The 22,524-nt window shown below is 51.4% G+C and carries 21 protein-coding genes; 16 read left to right on the top strand and 5 right to left on the bottom strand.

Annotated features, from left to right (window positions below; translation table 11 throughout):
* From WC7_RS13550 to WC7_RS13570, 5 genes are all read left to right on the top strand, one after another.
* Complete coding sequence (locus WC7_RS13550; protein ID WP_029139549.1) at positions 1 to 1,269, top strand: Y-family DNA polymerase; 1,269 nt, start codon at positions 1 to 3, stop codon at positions 1,267 to 1,269.
* A gap of 278 nt (positions 1,270 to 1,547) precedes the next feature.
* A complete protein-coding gene (locus tag WC7_RS13555; RefSeq protein WP_016153174.1) occupies positions 1,548 to 2,849 on the top strand; it encodes an AppA family phytase/histidine-type acid phosphatase in 1,302 nt (433 codons plus the stop codon).
* Positions 2,850 to 3,186: 337 nt separating this feature from the next.
* Positions 3,187 to 3,462 carry a metal/formaldehyde-sensitive transcriptional repressor gene (locus tag WC7_RS13560; RefSeq protein WP_003833178.1) on the top strand — a complete coding sequence of 92 codons (276 nt, stop codon included), beginning with the start codon at positions 3,187 to 3,189 and terminating at the stop codon, positions 3,460 to 3,462.
* A 32-nt stretch (positions 3,463 to 3,494) separates the two neighbouring features.
* The gene (locus WC7_RS13565; protein ID WP_016153173.1) at positions 3,495 to 4,613 is read left to right on the top strand and encodes an S-(hydroxymethyl)glutathione dehydrogenase/class III alcohol dehydrogenase; all 1,119 of its coding nucleotides are present in this window, start codon (positions 3,495 to 3,497) and stop codon (positions 4,611 to 4,613) included.
* Between the two features lie 169 nt (positions 4,614 to 4,782).
* Positions 4,783 to 6,471 carry a methyl-accepting chemotaxis protein gene (locus tag WC7_RS13570; protein ID WP_016153172.1) on the top strand — a complete coding sequence of 563 codons (1,689 nt, stop codon included), beginning with the start codon at positions 4,783 to 4,785 and terminating at the stop codon, positions 6,469 to 6,471.
* Positions 6,472 to 6,516: 45 nt separating this feature from the next.
* On the opposite strand, the gene pcaQ is transcribed toward WC7_RS13570, so the two are convergent.
* The gene (pcaQ, locus tag WC7_RS13575) at positions 6,517 to 7,440 is read right to left on the bottom strand and encodes a pca operon transcription factor PcaQ (protein ID WP_003020288.1); all 924 of its coding nucleotides are present in this window, start codon (positions 7,438 to 7,440) and stop codon (positions 6,517 to 6,519) included.
* Between the two features lie 230 nt (positions 7,441 to 7,670).
* Here pcaQ and WC7_RS13580 point away from each other — a divergent pair, with 230 nt between their 5' ends.
* The 5 genes from WC7_RS13580 to rimL all read left to right on the top strand — a co-directional run bounded on the left by WC7_RS13580 (position 7,671) and on the right by rimL (position 12,926).
* Entirely contained in the window at positions 7,671 to 8,573 is a 903-nt protein-coding gene (locus WC7_RS13580) for a manganese-dependent inorganic pyrophosphatase (protein WP_016153171.1), read from the top strand.
* 120 nt (positions 8,574 to 8,693) lie between these two features.
* Positions 8,694 to 10,037 carry a 2-oxoadipate dioxygenase/decarboxylase HglS gene (locus tag WC7_RS13585; RefSeq protein ID WP_016153170.1) on the top strand — a complete coding sequence of 448 codons (1,344 nt, stop codon included), beginning with the start codon at positions 8,694 to 8,696 and terminating at the stop codon, positions 10,035 to 10,037.
* Positions 10,038 to 10,230: 193 nt separating this feature from the next.
* Positions 10,231 to 11,886: a glucan biosynthesis protein D gene (locus WC7_RS13590; RefSeq protein WP_029139548.1), complete on the top strand. Its 1,656-nt coding sequence runs from the start codon at positions 10,231 to 10,233 to the stop codon at positions 11,884 to 11,886.
* 167 nt (positions 11,887 to 12,053) lie between these two features.
* The gene (locus WC7_RS13595) at positions 12,054 to 12,278 is read left to right on the top strand and encodes an HP1242/YdcH family protein (protein WP_003833168.1); all 225 of its coding nucleotides are present in this window, start codon (positions 12,054 to 12,056) and stop codon (positions 12,276 to 12,278) included.
* A 102-nt stretch (positions 12,279 to 12,380) separates the two neighbouring features.
* The gene (gene rimL, locus WC7_RS13600; protein WP_016153168.1) at positions 12,381 to 12,926 is read left to right on the top strand and encodes a 50S ribosomal protein L7/L12-serine acetyltransferase; all 546 of its coding nucleotides are present in this window, start codon (positions 12,381 to 12,383) and stop codon (positions 12,924 to 12,926) included.
* Here rimL and ydcK read toward each other — a convergent pair.
* Positions 12,918 to 13,898 (bottom strand): YdcK family protein, encoded by a 981-nt coding sequence (gene ydcK / locus WC7_RS13605; RefSeq protein ID WP_016153167.1) that lies wholly within the window; start codon positions 13,896 to 13,898, stop codon positions 12,918 to 12,920. The genes rimL and ydcK overlap by 9 nt on opposite strands.
* A 113-nt stretch (positions 13,899 to 14,011) precedes the next feature.
* Here ydcK and tehA point away from each other — a divergent pair, with 113 nt between their 5' ends.
* The 3 genes from tehA (at position 14,012) to WC7_RS13620 (ending at position 16,439) form a co-directional block, all read left to right on the top strand.
* The gene (tehA, locus tag WC7_RS13610; protein ID WP_016153166.1) at positions 14,012 to 15,013 is read left to right on the top strand and encodes a dicarboxylate transporter/tellurite-resistance protein TehA; all 1,002 of its coding nucleotides are present in this window, start codon (positions 14,012 to 14,014) and stop codon (positions 15,011 to 15,013) included.
* Entirely contained in the window at positions 15,013 to 15,609 is a 597-nt protein-coding gene (gene tehB, locus WC7_RS13615; protein WP_016153165.1) for a tellurite resistance methyltransferase TehB, read from the top strand. The genes tehA and tehB overlap by 1 nt, the downstream gene beginning before the upstream one ends.
* A 155-nt stretch (positions 15,610 to 15,764) precedes the next feature.
* Positions 15,765 to 16,439, top strand: a complete 675-nt coding sequence (locus tag WC7_RS13620; RefSeq protein ID WP_016153164.1) for a DUF3313 domain-containing protein — start codon at positions 15,765 to 15,767, stop codon at positions 16,437 to 16,439.
* 34 nt (positions 16,440 to 16,473) lie between these two features.
* Here WC7_RS13620 and WC7_RS13625 read toward each other — a convergent pair whose 3' ends face one another.
* On the bottom strand, positions 16,474 to 17,382 hold the full coding sequence (locus tag WC7_RS13625; RefSeq protein WP_016153163.1) for a DMT family transporter: 909 nt from the start codon (positions 17,380 to 17,382) through the stop codon (positions 16,474 to 16,476).
* A gap of 184 nt (positions 17,383 to 17,566) precedes the next feature.
* On the opposite strand from WC7_RS13625, the gene WC7_RS13630 reads away from it, so the two are divergent.
* A complete protein-coding gene (locus tag WC7_RS13630) occupies positions 17,567 to 18,436 on the top strand; it encodes an AraC family transcriptional regulator (protein WP_016153162.1) in 870 nt (289 codons plus the stop codon).
* Here WC7_RS13630 and WC7_RS13635 read toward each other — a convergent pair.
* On the bottom strand, positions 18,419 to 19,585 hold the full coding sequence (locus WC7_RS13635; protein WP_016153161.1) for a benzoate/H(+) symporter BenE family transporter: 1,167 nt from the start codon (positions 19,583 to 19,585) through the stop codon (positions 18,419 to 18,421). The two genes, WC7_RS13630 and WC7_RS13635, sit on opposite strands and share 18 nt — an antisense overlap.
* A 107-nt stretch (positions 19,586 to 19,692) precedes the next feature.
* On the opposite strand from WC7_RS13635, the gene WC7_RS13640 reads away from it, so the two are divergent.
* A complete protein-coding gene (locus WC7_RS13640) occupies positions 19,693 to 20,229 on the top strand; it encodes a helix-turn-helix domain-containing protein (RefSeq protein WP_016153160.1) in 537 nt (178 codons plus the stop codon).
* Positions 20,230 to 20,308: 79 nt separating this feature from the next.
* Positions 20,309 to 22,270, top strand: a complete 1,962-nt coding sequence (locus tag WC7_RS13645) for a peptidase U32 family protein (RefSeq protein ID WP_016153159.1) — start codon at positions 20,309 to 20,311, stop codon at positions 22,268 to 22,270.
* A gap of 3 nt (positions 22,271 to 22,273) precedes the next feature.
* On the opposite strand, the gene WC7_RS13650 is transcribed toward WC7_RS13645, so the two are convergent.
* Positions 22,274 to 22,504 (bottom strand): DUF2554 family protein, encoded by a 231-nt coding sequence (locus WC7_RS13650; protein ID WP_016153158.1) that lies wholly within the window; start codon positions 22,502 to 22,504, stop codon positions 22,274 to 22,276.
* Between the last annotated feature and the right edge of the window lie 20 nt (positions 22,505 to 22,524).

Here is a 22,524-nt window from a genome sequence, read left to right as displayed (position 1 = left end):
ATGTTTGCACTGGTGGATGTTAACGCGTTTTATGCCAGCTGTGAGTCGGCATTCCGGCCTGATCTGAAAGGGAAGCCCGTTGTCGTTCTTTCAAATAACGATGGTTGCGTTATTGCCAGCAGCGTAGAGGCAAAGGCGCTTGGCGTTAATATGGGCGCTCCGTACTTCAAACAGAAAGATCTGTTCAGGCGCTATGGCGTGTTCTGTTTTAGTTCGAACTACGAACTGTATGCGGATATGAGCAGCAGGGTGATGTCGATTCTCGAGGAGTTATCGCCACGCGTGGAGATATACAGTATTGATGAAGCCTTTTGTGATTTAACGGGCGTGCGAAACTGCAGGGATCTTACGGATTTTGGTCAGGAAATCAGAGCAACCATTTTGCAGAAAACACGTCTCACGGTTGGGGTCGGCATTGCTCAGACCAAAACCCTGGCCAAACTGGCGAACCATGCGGCCAAAAAGTGGCAGGAACAGACGGGCGGAGTCGTGGATCTCTCAAATATTGAACGCCAGCGTAAGCTGATGGCAGCACTCCCGGTTGATGAAGTCTGGGGCATCGGACGCCGTATCGGCAAGAAACTGGACGTCATGGGCATTAAAACGGTTCTCGACCTCGCGGATACCGATATTCGCTTCATTCGTAAACATTTCAGCGTCGTGCTTGAGCGAACCGTCCGGGAATTGCGCGGTGAGCCTTGTCTGGCGCTGGAAGAGTTTGCGCCGGATAAGCAGGAAATTATCTGCTCAAGATCGTTTGGTGAAAAACTCACGGATTACAACGCCATGAGAGAGGCCATTTGCACCTATGCTTCACGTGCTGCGGAAAAGCTGCGCAGAGAACACCAGTACTGCCGGTTTATCTCTACGTTTATCAAAACCAGTCCGTTTGCCCTGAATGAACCTTATTACGGTAACAGCGCATCGATAAAACTGCTGACGCCAACTCAGGATAGCCGGGACATTATTACAGCAGCCACGCGCAGCCTGGACGCCGTTTGGCGAGAGGGGCTACGTTATCAAAAAGCGGGCGTTATGCTGGGGGATTTTTTTAGCTCTGGCGTTGCACAGCTGAATCTTTTTGATAATAACGCCCCACGGCGTAACAGCGATAAATTGATGGACCTACTGGATACTCTTAATGCTGAAAAGGGGAAAGGAACGCTCTACTTTGCCGGGCAAGGGATACAGCAGCCGTGGGCGATGAAGCGAGACATGCTTTCACCACGTTATACAACGAGATACAGTGATTTGCTGCGGGTAAATTGATAGTCAAACAAGGCTTCCGCCCACCTTATTTATACCGGATCAATTATCCTTTCAATGACAGGACGTTGTAAATTGCCAACGATTCCATAACTTTGGATACCTTTCCAGCGCGGCTAAATTAGCGCTCCTTTAATACTTCGATAAGATACAAAGTTGATATTCAAAAAGTTGGATTGTTGTGAACTCAGGAGTAGGATTATTTCTATCTGATAGAACCAGTTATCGAACTGGCTTATACGAGTTGTTTGTTTTTCACTTACGAAAAGGTGGTGCTGGTAATGAGTACATTCATCATTCGTTTATTATTTTTCTCTTTCTTATGCGGTTCTTTCTCAATACATGCTGAAGAGCAGAACGGTATGAAACTTGAGCGGGTTGTGATAGTGAGCCGTCATGGAGTAAGAGCACCTACGAAGTTCACTCCAATAATGAAAGATGTCACACCCGATCAATGGCCACAATGGGATGTGCCGTTAGGATGGCTAACGCCTCGTGGGGGAGAACTTGTTTCTGAATTAGGTCAGTATCAACGTTTATGGTTCACAAGCAAAGGTCTGTTGAATAATCAAACGTGCCCATCTCCAGGGCAGGTTGCTGTTATTGCAGACACGGATCAACGCACCCGTAAAACGGGTGAGGCGTTTCTGGCTGGGTTAGCACCAAAATGTCAAATTCAAGTGCATTATCAGAAGGATGAAGAAAAAACTGATCCTCTTTTTAATCCGGTAAAAATGGGGAAATGTTCGTTTAACACATTGAAGGTTAAAAACGCTATTCTGGAACGGGCCGGAGGAAATATTGAACTGTATACCCAACGCTATCAATCTTCATTTCGGACCCTGGAAAATGTTTTAAATTTCTCACAATCGGAGACATGTAAGACTACAGAAAAGTCTACGAAATGCACATTACCAGAGGCTTTACCGTCTGAACTTAAGGTTACTCCTGACAATGTATCATTACCTGGTGCCTGGAGTCTTTCTTCCACGCTGACTGAGATATTTCTGTTGCAAGAGGCCCAAGGAATGCCACAGGTAGCCTGGGGGCGTATTACGGGAGAAAAAGAATGGAGAGATTTGTTAAGTCTGCATAACGCTCAGTTTGATCTTTTGCAAAGAACTCCAGAAGTTGCCCGTAGTAGAGCCACACCATTACTCGATATGATAGACACTGCATTATTGACAAATGGTACAACAGAAAACAGGTATGGCATAAAATTACCCGTATCTCTGTTGTTTATTGCTGGTCATGATACCAATCTTGCAAATTTAAGCGGGGCTTTAGATCTTAACTGGTCGCTGCCCGGTCAACCCGATAATACCCCTCCTGGTGGGGAGCTTGTATTCGAAAAGTGGAAAAGAACCAGTGATAATACGGATTGGGTTCAGGTTTCATTTGTTTATCAGACGCTGAGAGATATGAGGGATATACAACCGTTGTCGTTAGAAAAACCTGCCGGCAAAGTTGATTTAAAATTAATTGCATGTGAAGAGAAAAATAGTCAGGGAATGTGTTCGTTAAAAAGTTTTTCCAGGCTCATTAAGGAAATTCGCGTGCCAGAGTGTGCAGTTACGGAATAAGTAACTAATTATTATATATAGCGTATTAAAAAATAGAAACCCCCGGTTTGTAGTCGGGGGTATTCGTATTGTTCATAATTACATGAGTCTTCAACTGACTGCTCTTTGCGAGTGACAATCCAGTTACGCTGCTCCAGAAAAAATCCGGACTGTTCAGCGATGCAGAATACATCGAAAAGCGCTCGGTGTTGCGGCTCTAAAACCGCTTAACACGGTGATATGCCCACATATGTCTAAATGTGCTGTTTGTACAACGTATTAAATAATAACAAGTTATTTATTTTACAATTAGTTAAAAAGACTGATAGTATACCCCCCTATAGTATTTGGAGGGCGTATGCCGCATTCACCCGAAGATAAAAAACGCATTCTCACCCGTGTACGCCGTATTCGCGGTCAGGTTGATGCGCTTGAGCGCGCGCTGGAGTCCGGCGAGCCGTGTTTGGCTATCCTGCAACAAATTGCCGCCGTGCGCGGCGCATCCAATGGCCTGATGGGCGAAATGGTTGAGATCCACCTGAAAGACGAACTGGTCAGCGGGGAAACAACCCCAGACCAGCGTGCCGTGCGCATGGCTGAAATCGGCCATCTTCTGCGTGCTTATCTAAAATAACACCATCACCTCGCAATAATGGGAAGAGACAAATGAAATCACGTGCAGCAGTTGCATTCGGCCCTGGCCAACCGTTAAAAATTGTCGAAATCGATGTCGCACCGCCAAAGAAAGGTGAAGTGCTGGTTAAAATTACCCACACCGGCGTGTGCCATACTGATGCTTTTACGCTCTCAGGCGACGATCCGGAAGGGGTTTTCCCGGCGGTGCTCGGCCATGAAGGTGGCGGCATTGTGGTTGAAGTGGGTGAAGGCGTTACCAGCCTGAAACCGGGCGATCATGTGATCCCGCTATACACCGCAGAATGTGGCGAGTGTAAGTTCTGTAAATCGGGTAAAACTAACCTGTGTCAGGCCGTACGTGCGACCCAGGGCAAAGGTCTGATGCCGGATGGCACCACCCGTTTCTCGTATAACGGCGAGCCGATTTATCACTATATGGGCACCAGTACCTTCAGCGAATACACCGTATGTGCGGAGATCTCTCTGGCGAAGGTTAACCCGCAGGCTCCGCTGGACAAAGTGTGTCTGCTGGGGTGTGGCGTGACCACCGGTATCGGAGCGGTCCATAACACCGCAAAAGTGAAAGAAGGTGATACCGTCGCTGTATTTGGTCTGGGCGGTATTGGTCTGGCGGTGATTCAGGGCGCGGCGCAGGCGAAAGCCGGGCGTATTCTGGCCGTTGATACCAATCCGGAAAAATTTACGCTGGCAGGTGAAATGGGCGCGACCGATTTCATCAATCCGAAGGATTACGACAAACCGATTCAGGATGTGATTGTCGAGCTTACCGATGGCGGCGTGGACTTTAGTTTCGAATGTATCGGTAACGTTAACGTGATGCGCGCGGCGCTGGAATGCTGCCATAAAGGATGGGGCGAAAGCATCATTATTGGCGTGGCAGGAGCCGGACAAGAGATCAAAACACGTCCGTTCCAGTTAGTTACCGGGCGTGTCTGGCGCGGTTCCGCGTTTGGCGGCGTGAAGGGGCGTACTCAGCTTCCTGGTATGGTTGAAGATGCGATGAGCGGGAAAATTCAGTTGGATCCGTTTATTACCCACCGTTTACCGCTGGAGCAGATTAACGACGCGTTCGATTTAATGCATCAGGGTAAATCCATCCGTACCGTTATCCACTTTGGCGATAACTGATTCATTGGCCAGCGGATTTCGCCGCTGGCACTTTCCTGAATTTTTTAGAATTATGTTGTGAAAGTGTGACGAATCTGGCGCTTTTCACGGTAAGTAAACTTCCCGGATTGCCGATGACTATCTAACGGGCGTGTTTTCACGCATAAACCCTACAAGAGAGTCGACGGTCATGGACAACACTACATCGATGCAAGCTCAGCATAAACTGGGCTTTCTGCATCAAATCCGGCTGGTTCCGCTGTTTTCCTCCATTCTCGGTGGCATCCTTCTGCTGTTCGCCTTAAGTTCCGGGCTGGCAAGCTATTTTCTTATGCAGGCCGATCGCGATCAGCGCGACGTGACCGATGAGATTCAGGTCAGGATGGGGTTATCTAACAGCTCTAACCACTTGCGTACAGCGCGTATCAACATGATCCACGCCGGCGCGGCGAGCCGTATTGCCGAAATGGATGACATGAAGGCCAATATCGCCGAGGCAGAAAAACGGATTAAGCAGTCGCAGGACGGTTTCAATGCTTATATGTCACGCGCGGTAAAAACGTCTGCCGATGAAGCGTTAGACGCTGAACTGAGCGCCAGCTTCAAAGCCTATACCGACGGCTTACAGCCGATGCTGAAGTACGCTAAAAACGGCATGTTTGAGGCGATCATCAACCATGAAAATGAACAGGCCAGACCGCTGGATTCTGCGTACAACAAGGTGCTGTTAAAGGCGATCGACATTCGTACCACCAGGGCGCATCAGTTAAGCGAACAGGCGCATCAGCGTACACAGCTTGGTATGGCTTTTATGCTGGGCGCATTCGTTCTTGCGCTGGCGCTGACCGTGATGACGTTCATTGTTCTGCGCCGTACCGTCATTCATCCTCTGTTGCGTGCCGCCCAGCGTATTGAGCAAATTTCAGCGGGGGATCTCACCATGTCGGAGGAACCGACCGGGCGCAGCGAAATTGGTCGCCTGAGCCGCCATCTGCAAACAATGCAACGTTCGCTGGGGAAAACGGTAGGCACGGTGCGTCAGGGCGCGGAAGAGATTTATCGCGGTACCAGTGAGATTTCGGCGGGGAACACCGATCTGTCTTCACGTACCGAACAACAGGCTGCGGCGATTGAACAAACGGCGGCCAGCATGGAAGAGTTGACGGCGACGGTGAAGCAAAACGCCGACAACGCGCATCATGCGAGCAAGCTGGCAGAAGATGCTTCCGGCAAGGCCAGTCGGGGCGGTCAGATGGTTTCTGGCGTGGTCAAAACCATGGGCAATATCTCAACGAGTTCGAAGAAAATCTCCGAAATCACAGCCGTTATTAACAGCATTGCTTTCCAGACCAATATTCTGGCGCTGAACGCAGCGGTTGAAGCGGCGCGGGCAGGAGAGCAGGGCCGTGGATTTGCCGTGGTTGCCAGTGAGGTGCGCACGCTGGCAAGCCGCAGCGCTCAGGCGGCAAAAGAGATTGAAGGATTGATCAGCGAATCCGTCCGACTGATTGACCAGGGCTCCGGAGAAGTGGTCGCCGCGGGCAATACGATGACGGATATTGTCGATGCGGTAAAACGCGTCACCGACATTATGCTGGAAATTGCGGCGGCCTCTGATGAGCAGAGCCGGGGTATCGTCCAGGTGAGCCAGGCAATTTCAGAAATGGATAAGGTAACGCAGCAAAATGCCTCGCTGGTTGAAGAAGCCTCTGCCGCAGCGGCATCGCTGGAAGAGCAGGCGGCGCGCTTAACGGAAGCTGTTGGCACATTCCGTTTAACAGGGACAAGTGCTATTAAACGCGTTCCTGTGACGACAAAGCCTGACCATTCACGCCCGCAGGCGGCAACTGCCAGTGGCGATAACTGGGAAACGTTTTAACAATAAAATCAATTAAGGGACCTGATGGTCCCTTAATTTTTGGCATCAAAACGGTACGGTTTTGCGTATTGCGGCGATCAGGATCTGTGCGGCCTGAGAGAGCTGCACATCGACACGGGTAAGAATGCCGATGGGTTCACCCGCACCGTGGGTGGGTATCGGCAACGACACCAGCGTCGCCTGGCGTAAATCTTCTCTAACCGCGCCTGAAGGGACAAACCACACATAGTCGTAATCGACCGTCAGTTGGCGGGAGAGCGATGCTGACAGCGTTTCAATACAGCCCGGCGGCATTTTGCAGCCCTGACTTTGCAACAACGCCTCTGCGTGCTGGCGAGGGGCTGTTCCTTTTGGTGAAACCACCACCGGCCACTCCATCACCCGACTCAGCGTGATGGTTTCCTGCAACAACGGGTGGTTAGGGCGCACGACCAGTTTGAGCGATTCCAGAAATAACAGCTCGTAGTTCAGACCAACCATCAATTCCGGATCGGCCATACGGCCAATACCGAGATCAATTTCCCCTGACTTTAAACCCGCCAGGATCATGGGATTACTCATGGTGGCAACCTGCAGCGTGGTCTCCATTTGCTGCTTATGGAACGGGCCAATGACCGCCGGCAGAATGCCCAGGGCCGCGGTGGGTAAGGCGCCAATCCGTACGACATCCGTCTGTGACTCTTCGCGCTGGTTTAAGGCTTGTCCGGCGGTGTTGAGCGCATCCAGCACTCTGACTGCGTGGGTAAGAAACTGTTCTCCGGGCAGCGTTAATTGTGCGCCAAGGCGACCACGCTCAAAGAGCCGGGTACCGGTCAGTTGCTCCAGTTCATTCAGCGTTTTGGAGAGGGCTGGTTGGCTCAGGTTAAGGGTCTCAGCCGCGCGGCCCAACGTTCCCTGCTGTGCAACGGCGACAAAAGTATGAAGGTGGCGCAAGCGAATGCGCTGATTGAACAGAACATTTTTTTCCATAAGCGATGTTAAAAACAGAGTCGTATCGGTGACAAGTGAAGTTGTTCGATTTTGATAACTTGATAGCAAAATATTATTAACATTTATCCTATTTTACTTACAATTGATTTATTTTGCTTATGTTTTGTACAGCGCCACCGGGTGGTGGGATCATGGAAGAGAATCCGTCCAGTCGATATACTTTCGTTATTGTTTGCTTTTGAACCATTCTCTTCACAAGGCACTGATTAATGATAGATGTAATAGGGCACCTTAACCCCGATAGCGATGCCATTTGTACCGCCGCCATGACGGCGCGTTGGCTTACTTTACGTGGCCAGCAGGCGACGGCATGGCGTCTGGGCGAACCTAACCGCGAAACGCAATTTATCTTTGAGTATGCAGGACTGACGATGCCCGAACGGCTGACGTTTGAACTGACCGATCGTGATGTGTGGCTGGTCGATTTCACCGAGCCTGCCCAGGGGCCGGCATCGCTGGCAGAAAGCAACGTCGTGGGAATTATCGATCATCACCGACTCGGTGGATTAGTCACTCGTCTGCCACCAGAAGTGTGGGTGAAGCCAGTCGGCAGCAGCGCGACGCTGTTATGGCAACTGATGACGGAAGAGGAGCGCAGCCAGTTGTCTGCCGCTGAGGCCGTTTTATTGCTGGGTGCCGCATTGAGTGACACTGTCACGCTTCGCTCACCAACGACCACCTCTGACGATCGCCTGGCGGTGGAGGCCCTGGCCCAAAAAACCGGTGTGGATCTCGAGGCGTTTAGTCGCGACCTGCTGTCTGCTAAAACAAGCGTGGAAGGCATGAGCGCTCGCGAGCTTCTGCAGAAAGACATTAAAACCTTCACCATTCATGGACATTCGGTTTGTGTGGCGCAGCTTGAACTGTATGCGCTGCAACAGGTGGATGCGGTGCTGGACGATCTCCGTCTGGAAATGGCGCGCTATGCAGAGGAAAAGAATGCCGCGCTGGTTGTACTGATGCTCACCGATATTAATCTGGGCGACACCAGCCTGTGGTTTGCCGGCCCAGAGCTGTCAGACATCCCGCAACCCTGTAAGGTGGAGGGGATGCTCAGCCGTAAAAAACAGATGTTGCCCTGGCTGGAAAGTCATTTAAAACCACGCCTGTAGGTTCTGTTCACCGTCTGTAGGGGTGGGAAATTTACGCGGGGTCACACTTTGTAAATTCTTCCCACCGGAGTCAGCGGCGTTTTCTACACTCCAGGTAATATTCACTGGAGGCATGACATTATGGCGAACACCATCACGGCAGATGAGATTCGGGAACAATTTTCGCAGGCAATGTCAGCAATGTACCAGCAGGAAGTCCCGCAATATGGCACGTTGCTGGAACTTGTCGCTGATGTGAATCTGGCGGTACTGGAAAATAATCCTACGCTGCATGAAAAACTGGCGAATGCAGATGAGCTGGCCCGGCTAAACGTTGAGCGCCACGGCGCCATTCGGGTGGGCACTGCGCAGGAGCTTTCTACGCTACGCCGGATGTTTGCCATTATGGGCATGTATCCGGTGAGTTATTACGATCTCTCCCAGGCCGGTGTTCCCGTGCATTCCACCGCGTTTCGTCCCATTGACGATGCGTCGCTTTCGCGCAACCCGTTTCGGGTATTCACCTCGTTATTGCGGCTCGAATTAATCGAAAACGCCGCGCTACGGCAAAAAGCCGCGGAGATCCTCGCGAAACGCGATATTTTCACCCATCGTTGTCACGAACTGCTGGATGAGTTTGATGTGCAGGGCAGTTTTACGCCTGAGCAGGCGCAGGAGTTTGTGCAAGAAGCGCTGGAAACTTTCCGCTGGCATCAGCATGCCACGGTCGATGAGGCGACCTATCACGCATTGCACAATGAGCACCGGCTGATTGCTGATGTGGTGTGTTTCCCTGGGTGTCATATCAACCATCTGACGCCGCGTACGCTGGATATCGACCGGGTTCAGTCGATGATGCCGGAGTGTGGCATTGAACCCAAAATACTGATTGAAGGGCCACCGCGCCGCGAGGTGCCCATTTTATTGCGTCAGACCAGTTTTAAAGCGCTGGAAGAGCCGGTGTTATTTGCCGGTGAAATGCGTGGCACTCACACGGCGCGTTTTGGTGAAATCGAACAGCGCGGCGCGGCCCTGACGCCGAAAGGCAGAGCGTTGTACGACGAATTGCTGAATAAAGCGGGAACGGGAAAAGACAACCTGACGCATCAGCTGCATTTGCAGGAGGTGTTCAAAGCATTCCCGGACAGCGAATTTCTGCTGCGCCAGCAGGGGCTTGCCTGGTTCCGCTACCGGCTGACGCCGTCGGGCGAGGCGCATCGACAGGCGATTCGCCCGGATGACGATCCGCAGCCGCTCATTGAGCGGGGCTGGCTGGTTGCTCAACCCATTACTTACGAAGATTTTTTACCGGTGAGCGCCGCGGGGATTTTCCAGTCTAATTTGGGGAATGAAACTCAGGCCCGTAGCCACGGTAATTCCAGCCGCGACGCGTTTGAACAGGCGCTGGGGTGTGCGGTTTATGATGAGTTTGCGTTGTATCAGGAGGCGCAAGATCGCAGTAAACGTCGGTGTGGTTTACTTTAATTGAATTTACATGGGATTCGGTCTGTTCCCATCGACATAAAATATTTTCGATTTTGTACAGATAATCGGCGACCAACAATTGGATTATTAATGAATTTTGTCTAGAGTGAGCGGTCAGAAATGTGCACTCTCTTGCCGCTGATTATGGCCGGCGCGGGACCATTTACACGACCAGAAGGACTTACTTTCAGGCATGAATCGCAGACGATTTATTAAAGGTTCAATGGCAATGGCCGCCGTGTGCGGAACCAGTGGTATTGCATCACTCTTTTCCAGCGCCGCCTTTGCGGCAGAGTCTGACATTGCAGACGGAAAAACCGTACGTTTTGATTTTTCCGTTCTGCAATCGATGGCCCATGACTTAGCACAGAAGCCCTGGGGCGGCGCACCGCGCGCGTTACCTGACACGCTGGCCAAACTGACGCCTCAGGCCTACAACAGCATTCAATATGACGCAGAGCAGTCTCTGTGGAACAATGTTGAAAATCGTCAGCTTGATGCGCAGTTCTTCCACGTGGGAATGGGCTTCCGTCGCCGCGTACGCATGTTCTCGGTTGATGGCAGCACGCATATGGCGCGCGAAATCCACTTCCGTCCGGAACTGTTTAAATACAATGATGCGGGTGTGGATACCAAACAGTTGGAAGGGCAGACTGACCTCGGGTTCGCCGGGTTCCGCGTGTTTAAAGCGCCAGAATTAGCCCGTCGCGATATCGTTTCTTTCCTGGGCGCCAGCTATTTCCGCGCCGTGGATGACACCTATCAGTACGGTTTATCGGCCCGCGGTCTGGCGGTAGATACCTACACCGACAGCAAGGAAGAATTTCCTGATTTCACCTCTTTCTGGTTTGAAACGGTCAAACCGGGCGCAACCTCCTTTACCGTGTATGCGCTTCTCGACAGCCCCAGCGTAACCGGTGCATTTAAGTTCGTGATCCACTGCGAGAAAACGCAGGTGATCATGGATGTACAAAACCACATCTATGCGCGCAAAGACATCAAGCAGCTCGGTATTGCTCCGATGACCAGCATGTTTAGCTGCGGCAACAACGAACGTCGGATGTGTGACACCATTCACCCGCAAATTCATGATTCCGACCGTCTGGCGATGTGGCGGGGCAATGGCGAGTGGATCTGCCGCCCGCTGAATAACCCGCAAAAACTGCAGTTCAACGCCTATACCGATAACAACCCGAAAGGGTTTGGCTTGCTGCAGCTCGATCGCGACTTCTCCCATTACCAGGATATCATGGGCTGGTACAACAAGCGTCCGAGCCTGTGGGTCGAACCGCGTAACCAGTGGGGCAAGGGGACTATCGGCCTGATGGAGATCCCTACGACCGGCGAAACGCTGGATAACGTCGTCTGCTTCTGGCAGCCTGAAAGGTCGATCAAAGCGGGCGATGATCTGGAATTCAAATATCGCCTGTACTGGAGCGCACAGCCGCCGGTGCGTTCACCGCTGGCTCGCGTGATGGCGACCCGAACAGGCATGGGCGGCTTCCCGGAAGGATGGGCGCCGGGCGAGCACTACCCGGAAAAATGGGCGCGACGTTTTGCTGTTGATTTCGTCGGTGGCGATCTAAAAGCCGCCGCGCCGAAGGGTATTGAACCGGTGATTACGCTCTCCAGCGGTGAAGCGAAACAGATTGAGATCCTTTACGTGGAACCTATCGACGGTTATCGCATTCAGTTTGACTGGTATCCGACCTCTGACTCGACCGATCCGGTAGATATGCGTATGTTCCTGCGTTGTCAGGGCGACGCCATCAGTGAAACCTGGCTGTATCAGTACTTCCCGCCAGCGCCGGATAAACGTCAGTACGTTGACGACCGCGAGATGCGTTAATCACTCCCTTTACGGCTCTCCGAATGGGGAGCCGTATCTGTAATCCTCTTCACAACCATTCTGTACACTATTTACTCGATCCCGTTCGCATTTTTCTGTAAGTCAAGTGGGTACTCTGGAGGTGTGTATTTCTTATACACGTCCTTTTCCACTAACAGGGAGAAAGTATGTTTCCAGAATACAGAGACCTTATTTCCCGACTGAAATCCGAGAACCCTCGCTTTCTGTCCTTATTCGAAAAACACAACAGCCTTGATCATGAGATCTCCAGACTGGAAGGTTCGGATGGTCGGGGGTATAGTTTGGACATTGTTCGCCTTAAGAAACAGAAACTCCACCTGAAGGAAGATCTGCTCAAAATATTGCAAAAAGAGAGTGTCAGTGAGAGCTAAGTAAAACGGCGCTTGCTGTGTAAAAGGGCTTCCAAAAGGGAGCCCTTCCTGTTTTTATTTGATGAGCAGGGTGGCCTGCTTAACCATCATAATGGAATGAAAATGTCAGAAGTGATTACCATCAATGACACGCTGGAACTGCGTGCCGTAGAAGAGCAACACGTCACGCCTCTGCATCAGTTGGTGCTTAAAAATAAAAGCTGGCTCCAGCAGTCGCTTAACTGGCCGCAGTTTGTTGCCTGTGAGGAGGACACCCGCAAGAATGTGCAGGGCAATATGATGTTGCACCAGCGCGGTTACGCCAAAATGTTCCTGATTTTTGCGCAAGAAAATGTGGTCGGGGTTATCTCGTTTAACCAGATAGAACCGCTGAACAAAGCGGCTTATATCGGCTACTGGCTGGATGAGGAGCATCAGGGTAAAGGCATCATGTCCCAGGCGCTACAGGCCTTAATTCATCATTATTCGCAGCGTCAGGAGATTCGCCGCTTCGTGATTAAATGTCGCGTAGAAAACGTTGAGAGCAACCAGGTGGCGCTACGTAATGGCTTCCAACTGGAAGGATGTATGCAACAGGCGGAATTCCTTAATGGTGATTACTATGATGTGAATCTCTACGCCCGCATCATTGATGGCTCTTCAGAATAAACCTGCGATAGGCGTGCGCGTAATGCGCTGTTCACCGTTAATCACTTTCGGTCCGCGTAGGTGAATGGTATCGCCATCAAACGCCTGGATGTGCGCCTGACCGGTTATCTCAATGTGATGCTCGATCAGCACTTCGCCCAGCACGCAGACGTGGCCTTCAATCAGGATGTGGTCATCTAACTGGAGCGGTCCACCGCGTAATTGCGCATGACCGCCGACCAGCACGTGGTGTTTCAGCACGCAGTTACCTTCAACTACCGCGTGCTCCGCCACCTGCGAACTGTAGCGTAGGGTAGGTATGGCATCTTCTTCGCTCCCGGCGATGACGCGCGCATATCCATAGACTTTGGCGCAATCGCAAATCCAGACATTGTTCTCTTCATTACCTTCCACCTGTGCGAAATCAAAAACTTCCGCCCGATGTTCAATAAAGGCATAGTTGATTTTCGCATCGCCATAGATCTGCGCCTGATGCACCACTCGTGAGTGACTGACAAAAGCCCGATCATAAATTTGCAGGAACTGGTCGCTTTCACGGGTTAGCCCCCTGGCGGCGATGATTTCAGAGTCACACACCACGCGCGCATCACCAAAGAGAAGGCACTCGCCGCGAACCACAGAACCCTGAATGGTGACGTTGTCACGTATTTGCGCATTATGACTGATTTCAGCCTGGTCAATCCACACGGCATCGCTAATTTGCGCGCCATCTCTGACCACGCTTGCCTGAGTAATGCGGGCGTTTCCTGTAATCGTCGCGCCGGAAAATGCGAGCGCGTTTTCATCGTAAATCCAGCAATCACCGCTTTGTGACAGCACGCTTTCATTATCGATCCAGCCTCCGGGCGTACCGGCCTGGACATCATTAAAATCAGTGAGCGCAATGATTTGGCGTAGTAATACGCTTTTTTTATTGCCATTATCCTGGTAACTAAAGGATCGAGACTCATCGCCGAGACGATATTTGGTCATAGCTCATTTCCATGTTGCGCACCTTAGTTAAACGTAGCAAAGTTTTCCGCACTGGCTAAATCAGCGGAAATTCCATAAAATGCATTTCAAATATACTTTAAAAAATAAACAAAATGAGTAAGAACAAACAGAGTGAGCGGGTCCTCAATCTTCCGGCCGGTTATTTTGGCATGGTACTGGGCATCATTGGGATGGGGTTTGCGTGGCGTTATGCCAGTCAGGTGTGGCCAGTGAGTCACTTGATTGGCGACGGTTTAGTGATCCTCGCAATGGTCATTTGGGGGCTGCTGACGCTGGCTTTTCTGAGCCGTTTACTGCGTTTTCCGCATAGCGTATTGGCGGAAATTCGTCACCCGGTGATGAGCAGCTTTGTCAGTCTGTTTCCGGCCACAACGATGCTGGTCGCGATTGGTTTTGTCCCGTGGTATCGACCGCTGGCGATTGGGTTGTTCAGCATTGGCGTGGTGATACAGCTGGCCTACGCCGCCTGGCAAACGGCAGGGTTGTGGCGTGGATCGCATCCAGAGGAAGCCACCACGCCGGGTCTGTATCTGCCGACCGTCGCCAATAACTTTATCAGTGCAATGGCCTGTGGCGCACTGGGTTTCAACGACGCAGGATTGGTGTTTTTGGGCGCCGGGGTTTTTTCCTGGCTCAGTCTGGAGCCGGTGATTCTGCAACGTTTACGTAGCTGCGGCGAGTTACCTGCGGTGTTACGTACTTCACTTGGCATTCAACTGGCGCCTGCGCTGGTCGCCTGCAGCGCCTGGCTTAGCGTTAACGGCGGCGAGGGCGATACGTTAGCCAAAATGTTGTTCGGCTATGGTCTGTTGCAACTGCTGTTCATGCTACGGCTCATGCCGTGGTATTTGTCACAGCCATTTAATGCGTCTTTCTGGAGCTTCTCGTTTGGCGTGTCGGCTCTGGCGACAACAGGGCTGCATCTGGGCCAAGGTAGCGAGTCAGGATTTTTTCATACGCTGTCGATCCCACTGTTTATTTTTACCAATTTTATCATTGCATTATTACTGGTACGTACGTTTGCATTGCTGATGCAGGGGAAACTGCTCATCCGCACGGAGCGTGCTGCATTACTGAAATCTGAGGATAAATAATGACCCTTTGCGACGAAAACTACTTTACTGAGAAATACGATTTAACTCGTACGCATTCCGATGTTGTTGAAGCGGCAAAAATTGTTAAGCCAGGTAAAACGTTAGACCTGGGCTGCGGTAACGGTCGTAACAGCCTGTACCTTGCGGCAAACGGTTATGACGTGACAGCATGGGATAAAAATCCCATGAGCATCGCTAACCTTGAGCGTATCAAAGCGGCGGAAGGGCTGACCAATCTGCACGCTAACGTCGCGGATCTCAACGCATTACGCTTTGACGGCGAATATGATTTTATTCTTTCTACCGTTGTGCTGATGTTCCTTGAAGCCAAAACTATCCCTGGCCTTATTGAAAATATGCAGCGTTGCACTAAACCGGGCGGATATAACTTAATTGTCGCGGCGATGGATACCGATGATTTTCCGTGTACCGTGGGTTTCCCGTTCGCGTTTAAAATCGGAGAATTGCGCAACTATTACAGCGGATGGGATCTGCTGAAATATAACGAAGACGTGGGTGAACTTCATCGTACGGATGAAAACGGTAATCGAATTAAACTGCGCTTTGCCACAATGCTGGCACGCAAAACTGCCTGAACCTCCCGCTTGGGTTAACTCTTTCTGCGCTCAGCATTTTTTGTGCCGGGCGTAGAGAGAAAATTGTGCGGTGTTTACCATTTTTAGTACATCCAAAATGAAACGGTTTTGCTATCCTTTTTAAGCATCATTGCGAAAACTAAAGGGATCGTTTCATGCGTACTCAAACTTTATTTAAAGTTGCAGTGCTTACTGGCTTGTTGGCATTATCCGGCTGTGCGTCAAAAGTGACCGCGCCGGATAAATATTCTGGGTTTTTAAAAAATTACTCTGATTTGAAGGAAACACAATCAGCATCGGGACAAACCGTACTCCGTTGGGTTGATCCGAGCTACAACGAATCCAAATATGACAACATTGTATATAACCCGGTAACGTATTATCCGGTTCCTAAACCTACCACGCAGGTAGGGCAGCAGGTTCTTGATCAACTGCTGACCTACACCAATACCCAGTTGAAATCCGCCATCAGCAAGCGTAAGCCCCTGGTTACTACCCCTGGGCCACGTAGCCTGATTTTCCGCGGAGCGATTACCGGTGTTGCAACGAGCAAAGAAGGACTGCAGTTCTATGAAGTGATCCCGGTTGCGCTACTCGTTGCGGGAACACAAATGGCAACGGGTCACCGTACCATGGATACCAACCTCTATTTCGAGGGTGAGTTGATTGATGCTGCGACCAATAAACCGGTAGTTAAAGTTGTACGTAAGGGTGAAGGTAAAGATCTGAGCAACGAAAATACGCCGATGACATTCGAAACGTTGAAGAAAGTTGTTGATGACATGGCGACGGATGCCACCATGTTTGACGTGAACAAAAAACCACAATAATAATCAACGCACCATCTCAGGATGGTGCGTTTTTTTATGCCACCCGGCGTCGATAGAATAGTTTACCCATCAGCACTTCTGGTCGGGCAAACATCACCATATTCCCCAGTAAAATCAACACTAATCCGGCAATAGCGTTAACTTGCCAGACGTATCCTTCATACAATGTTGACAGCGTTAGCGCAACCAGCGGGAAAAGCAGGGTGCTGTATGCCGCCCTACTGGGACCAATGCGACCTACCAGTGTGAAATAAGCGCCGAAAGCAATCACTGAGCCAAAAATAGCCAGATATAACAGCGCGCTGAGATAGCTGAATGTCCACTGTGGCGTAAAATTGTCCCCGCGCATCAGCGCAATGGCAGCGATCAACAGCGTGCCGTACAGCATGGCCCAACTGTTGGTCGTTAACACTTCCAGCCCTTTTTTCTGGTGACGCATGCTGATCATATTACCCAATGAGAAACCGAAGGTTCCAAGGGCGCTTAAGCCGATACCCAGCAGCAAGGAATGATTGAATCCGCTGTTGAGCAAATCCTGCCAGAACAGAGTCACAATGCCCGTCAGTCCGAGACCAGCTGCGATATAGAAACGCAGCGGTGGTTTTTGCCCAAAAAAGATGAAGCTATTGACCGCATTGAACAGGACGGCCATTGAGAAAATCACCGACTCCAGGCCGGTATTAATCCAGGCCGCAGCCGTATAAAAACACCAGAAGTTGAAGCAAAAAACGCATCCACCCTGTAACAGACAAAACAGATGATCGCGACCAGACAGTTTGCGTAATTTACCGCTAACCAGCAGGATCACTATCATCAGCGAACTGGCAACGGCGAAGCGCCAAAAGATAGAAACCGGCGCAGAAACCGGGCCCTGCTGCAAATAAATCGCAATCCATGTCGTTCCCCAAATTACCACCACCAGGCAGTACAACAGTGCGTTCATACAACTCTCTCTTTTTTGGATTCAGGTTCACACTGTGTCATGTCTGGCGGCAGGAGGCTTTCATCGGTTTGCGGCGGACTTGCAAAATCTTGCGCTTTTTTAGCGTAAAAGCGAAAAGGAAGCTGTTAACAATATGTGGCTGTTATAGACTGAAAGCCTGCTAACTTATTTTGAATGTGATGGTATGCCTCAGCCCTACGATGCCTTTGAAAACTTACGCAAACATAATGCCGTGCTGCATGAATCGGTTGCGTTACATTCAGGGATCCAACTGGCGGCCTGGTCAAACAAGCGCGATACCATCACCCAGTATTGCGATCACCATACGCTCAGTTTATATATCGCGGATGGCTACGAGAGTTATCACAAAACGGCGGGGGGCTGGAAGAATGGCGGCGGACCGGACCGTTTTTGCCTGATGCCGAAAGAGAGCGAGTCAAGTTGGGATATCCGCGACGCTCTCTCCTTTGTTCATCTCTATTGTACCGACGAACATCTGCGCGAAGTGGGTGAAAAAGTCTGGGATAAAAGCCCCTATAGCTTCACGCTGGACGAGCACACGTTTGGCAGTGACCCGGGGATCACGGCGGTTTACCGTCAGTTTCTGCTTGATAACGACTGGCAGCAACCGGCCAATCACCTCACGCTCAGCGCGGCATCTTCGCTACTGTTAACGCATCTGATCCAGCATTACAGCAACGTCCAATGGCGACTGCCCACCGTCACCGGGGGACTCGCGCCCGTCACCTTGCGTAACGTGCTGGCCTATATTGACGCGCATCTGGCGTACCCAATCACCCTGAACGATCTCGCTAGCGAGGCGGCGCTTAGCGAATTCCATTTTGCCAGAATGTTTCGCCAGTCGATGAATATGGCACCGCATCAGTACGTGATGCAACGTCGTATGGCGCTGGCGCAGCATCTGGTCTGTTACACTTCACGCAGTTTGTCAGATATTGCGATGACCTGCGGATTCAGTTCGGCAAGCCATTTTAGTAACCGGTTTAAACAGGTAACCGGTAAAACGCCAACGCAGCTACGTGCGGCGAAATAACGTCAACACGGCGTAGCAGATACCGCCGACGACCAGCCCCCAGAATGCAGATCCAACCCCCAATAACGTCAGGCCGCTGGCCGTGACCAAAAACGTAACGATGGCTGCGTCGCGTTCCGCTTCATTATGCAACGCCTGATACAAACTACCGCTAATCGTCCCGAGCAAGGCCAGACCGGCCAGCATCTGGATCCAGCTTACGGGCAGTGCCGCCATTAGTCCTGTGACCGAACCGCCAAAAACCCCAGCCAGAAGATAGAAGATGCCAGCCGCGGCAGCTGCGAGCCAGCGTCGTTTGGCATCAGGATGCGCTTCGGGACTTTGGCAAATTGCGGCGGTTATGGCGGCAATGCAGATGGAGTAGACGCCAAACGGCGAAAACAGCAGCGCCAGCAGGCCGGTAAAGATAATGAGCGGTGAAACGGGTAATGAATAGCCCGACGCATTCATAGTGGCAATACCTGGGGCATTTTGCGAAGCCATAGTAACCAGAAACAGCGGCAGCGCAATGCTGATACTGTGGGCAAATGAAAAGTGTGGGGTAATAAACGCAGGCATGACCGGCGACAAATCCACTCCGCTTGTGACAATGTCACCTTTTATTAGCGCGATAGCGATACCCGCCAGCATCGCGGCGATCGTCGCGTACCGTGGGGCTGTGACTTTAAATACCAGCCATGCCACCAGCATACTACCGCACAAAATAAGCTCACTGTTGAGGCTATTAAAGGCCAGCAGACCAAAGCGCAGCAGGATCCCGGCCAGCATGGCTGATGCCAGTGAGTGGGGGATTATTTTCATCAGACGGGCAAACAATCCGGTTATGCCGCACAGCACAATCAACGCGTTAGCTACGATAAAAACGCCGATAGCATCCTGAATCGATACCCCGTGTAGACCCGTAACCAGCAGCGCGGCGCCAGGTGTTGACCAGGCCGTGAGCACAGGAGCGCGATACCATAACGTCAGCGCCAGCGTACTGACGCCCATTGCAATCCCCAGCGCGGTCATCCAGCCCGCGATTTGATCGGTGGTCGCACCTGCGGCCAGGGCCGCTTGCCAGATAATGGCAGCCGAGCTGGCGTAACCGACCAGGACAGCCACAAAACCCGATAATACGGTGGGTAGTGGGATGGAAAATGCGCGCATAGTCACTCCGTGTGCGTTATAACGGTCAATCAATGTAGCACTGTGCGTTATAGCGTACAAGTGCTAAGCTGTAGCCTTGAGAAAGGAGAGAGTCAGGAAGGCGAAAAATGGAAAACTTAACCCACTATCTGGCCACAACGCTCCGCACGCTACGTCACCAGCGGGAATGGAGCCTGTCACGTTTGGCGGAGGAAACCGGCGTGTCAAAAGCCATGTTGGGGCAGATTGAGCGCAACGAATCCAGCCCAACGGTGGCGACATTGTGGAAAATTGCCACCGGACTGAACGTGCCATTCTCGACGTTTATTTCACCGCCAGAGTCAGACGGCGCGCCAACATTCGATCCCCAGCAGCAGGCGATGGTCGTCACGCCACTGTTTCCGTGGGATCCACAGCTGTGCTTCGATCATTTTTCGATACAGCTGGCACCTGGCGCACTCAGTGAATCGACTCCGCATGAAACCGGCGTTATAGAGCACGTGGTGGTGATAAATGGGCTGCTGGATATGTGTATTGAGGGGCAGTGGCGCACCATGAAATCCGGCGAGGGGGTGCGTTTTGCGGGAGACAGGGCGCATAGCTACCGTAACAGTAGCGAACAAACGGTTCACTTTCATTCCCTGATCCATTACCCGCGCGGTTAATCGGGAAAACTATTCCGAAAATCCGCGCTTGTGACTACAATAGCCGCCATTTTTACCACTTGTGGATGGTAACAACTGTATGCGCCAGCAGCCTCATCACCTTGAATTGTTAAGCCCGGCCCGGGATACCGCCATTGCACGTGAAGCCATTTTGCACGGCGCTGACGCCGTTTACATTGGCGGACCGGGTTTTGGCGCGCGTCATAACGCCAGTAACAGCCTGAAAGATATCGCCGAACTGGTGCCGTTTGCGCATCGTTACGGGGCGAAAATCTTTGTGACGCTAAATACAATCTTGCATGATGATGAGCTGGAGCCCGCACAGCGATTAATTACCGATCTGTATCAGACCGGCGTTGACGCCCTGATTGTGCAGGATATGGGGATTCTGGAGCTGGATATCCCTCCCATTGAGCTGCACGCCAGCACCCAATGTGATATTCGCAGCGTCGAGAAGGCGAAGTTTCTTTCTGACGTCGGATTCACCCAAATTGTCCTCGCGCGCGAACTGAGCCTTGAGCAAATAAACGCCATCCATCAGGCTACGGATGCGACTATTGAATTTTTCATTCACGGTGCGCTGTGCGTCGCCTATTCAGGCCAGTGTTATATTTCACATGCGCAAACCGGACGTAGCGCTAACCGCGGTGACTGTTCTCAGGCTTGTCGCCTGCCGTATACCCTGAAAGACGATCAGGGGCGCGTCGTGTCCTATGAAAAACATCTGCTGTCGATGAAAGATAACGATCAGACCGGCAACCTCGGCGCGTTGATTGACGCAGGCGTGCGCTCCTTCAAAATTGAAGGGCGCTATAAAGACATGAGCTATGTGAAGAATATTACCGCGCATTATCGTCAGATGCTGGACGCCATTATTGAAGAGCGCGGCGATCTTGCCTGTTCTTCAGCCGGGCGTACCGAACATTTCTTTACCCCATCCACGGAAAAGACCTTCCATCGCGGCAGCACCGATTATTTTGTGAATGCCCGTAAAGGGGATATCGGCGCATTCGACTCACCAAAGTTCATCGGTCTGCCGGTTGGCGAAGTCCTGAAGGTGGCAAAAGATCATCTCGATGTTGAGGTAACAGAACCGCTGGCCAACGGGGATGGTCTGAACGTGTTAATCAAGCGTGAGGTCGTCGGATTTCGCGCCAACACCGTTGAAAAAACGGGGCACAATCGTTATCGGGTGTGGCCGAATGAAATGCCCGCCGATCTGCACAAAGTGCGCGCCAACCATCCGCTGAACCGCAATCTCGATCATAACTGGCAGCAGGCGTTGACCAAAACCTCCAGCGAACGCCGCGTCGCGGTCGATATTGAGCTGGGCGGCTGGCAGGAACAGTTGATCCTGACGCTCACCAGTGAGGAGGGGGTGAGTATCACCCATACGCTGGACGGCCAGTTTGAGGAAGCGAACAATGCAGAAAAAGCGTTGAGCAACCTAAAGGATGGCCTGGCAAAGCTGGGACAAACGCTGTATTACGCTCGTAATATTCAGGTGAATCTGCCGGGAGCATTGTTCGTGCCGAACGGTCAACTGAATCAGCTGCGACGTGAAGCGGTCGACATGCTGGATGCAGCTCGTTTGCAAAACTATCAGCGCGGTCGCCGTAAACCGGTTGCCCAGCCGGCGCCGGTTTACCCGCAAACGCATCTGAGCTTTCTGGCTAACGTCTACAACCATAAAGCGCGAGAGTTTTATCACCGTTATGGCGTGCAGTTGATTGATGCCGCCTATGAGGCGCATGAAGAAAAGGGCGATGTGCCGGTGATGATCACCAAACATTGCCTGCGTTTTGCGTTTAACCTGTGTCCGAAACAGGCGAAAGGAAATATCAAAAGCTGGAAAGCCACGCCGATGCAGCTGGTTAACGGCGATGAGGTCCTGACGCTGAAATTTGATTGCCGACCGTGCGAAATGCACGTGATCGGCAAGATGAAACATCACATTCTGAAGATGCCGTTGCCGGGCAGCGTGGTGGCTTCCGTCAGCCCTGAAGAACTGCTGAAAACGTTGCCAAAGCGTAAAAGCTAACGGTTAGCTCTGATGTGTATCGGGTTTGCGTGATTTTTGCCAGTAATGGTGTTCGCGAAGATCGGCGGCGGATTCTTCCGCCGTCATTCGTAGTTCATCGCTGTCGGCCGTGTGTCGTAATAAGTGATCGGCATCCTGCACCTGAAGATATTCATGTCCCTGATTAGTAGCGAGAAGCTGACCGGAAAAAAGCGCGCTGGCCAGCAATAACACCGTTAACCCTTTCTTAAACATCATGCACCCTCTGGTACGTT

The sequence above is a fragment of the Citrobacter sp. KTE151 genome, from assembly GCF_000398845.1.
Classification (GTDB): domain Bacteria; phylum Pseudomonadota; class Gammaproteobacteria; order Enterobacterales; family Enterobacteriaceae; genus Citrobacter; species Citrobacter braakii.
This window is presented reverse-complemented; position numbering and strand designations above follow the sequence as displayed.